We start from the raw sequence: 991 nt of genomic DNA on the forward strand, positions 1-991 counted from the left end.
TTGGATGATTTGGCCTGTGATGTAGCCTTTTCTGCCTGTTTCTCGAAATTTTCCGCATTGACAAGCAGTCCCTGTACCTTCTGTATCGGTTGGAGTATGGTCTGCAGGAAGCCCATATCCAGTTCTGCCGGTGTTCCGTTCACGACCAATGGCACCATGTTCTGTCGCGTATCCTCTTTCAGGCTGTTCCGCCTTGGCATGACTGCCACACTCAGGCTGTTGTCCACTTTACGGATATTGATATTCAGATCCGTACCTGCTGTAATCATCTGATAAATTGATTGAAAAAACATAATTGAAAAATTTTATGGTTATACATAAGTTTCCTTGAAGAATTCTTTCAGAATATTCTCTCTGTCCGGATTGCTGGAAATATCACGTAGCGATTCCAGATAGTAGCCGATGTTTTTAGGCTCATCAACTGTATTGGGCAGACGTCTTTTAACCGGTCTGATATGTTCGCTCTGTGGCCATGCAGTCGGCATGACAGGAGCTTGTGAGGTTATAGCAACTGTTTCCATATATGTATATTTATATTGGGGGTTATGCGACAAATAATCCTACAATGAACAGAAGAATAAGAATCTTGAAAATCATGACCAGTATCCTGAACAGGAAACCGATGAACCCTCCTGCAAGCAACAGCAGCGTAATCATTCCGGTGGGGACAATCCCTTTACTTGTCAGCAGACATATTCCGGTAATCAGGAATATCGCTGTTGCATGTCTGCCGATCTTTCTGATAATCTGTAGTTTCATAATCCTTAATTTTATGAATGAATAATCCCATCGGGATGTGTTTTCCCGATTTTATAGGCCTCCAGCCTCTTGGATTGCCTTTTTGCGCAAGGCCTGGCAGGAAAAAATACCGGAGCGCAGCGAGGATGATTTTTTCCTGTCCAGCCAAGCCCTTGAGGGCAGCCTTGCGGCAAAAGGCAGGCAATCCAAGACCTTTGCCGCTTAAAAGCGGAAAAACAGATTCTTTTCTGTA

At 43.9% G+C, this 991-nt stretch carries 2 protein-coding genes and 1 pseudogene; all 3 read right to left on the reverse strand.

The window, feature by feature from the left end; translation table 11 throughout:
* Positions 1-293: PRTRC system protein E (locus I6E11_RS14660; protein ID WP_235338837.1), on the reverse strand; the 293-nt coding region annotated here is incomplete at its 3' end.
* Positions 294-311: 18 nt separating this feature from the next.
* A complete protein-coding gene (locus I6E11_RS14665; protein ID WP_148330273.1) occupies positions 312-521 on the reverse strand; it encodes a hypothetical protein in 210 nt (69 codons plus the stop codon).
* Positions 522-676: 155 nt separating this feature from the next.
* A pseudogene (locus tag I6E11_RS14670) lies at positions 677-991 on the reverse strand (hypothetical protein); the annotation flags it as partial.

The organism is Bacteroides caecigallinarum (assembly GCF_021531075.1).
GTDB lineage: Bacteria > Bacteroidota > Bacteroidia > Bacteroidales > Bacteroidaceae > Phocaeicola > Phocaeicola caecigallinarum_B.

Excerpts from the sequence above, each read along its gene's own strand:
- I6E11_RS14665 (WP_148330273.1), bottom strand. The coding sequence starts at position 521 with ATGGAAACAGTTGCTATAACCTCACAAGCTCCTGTCATGCCGACTGCA.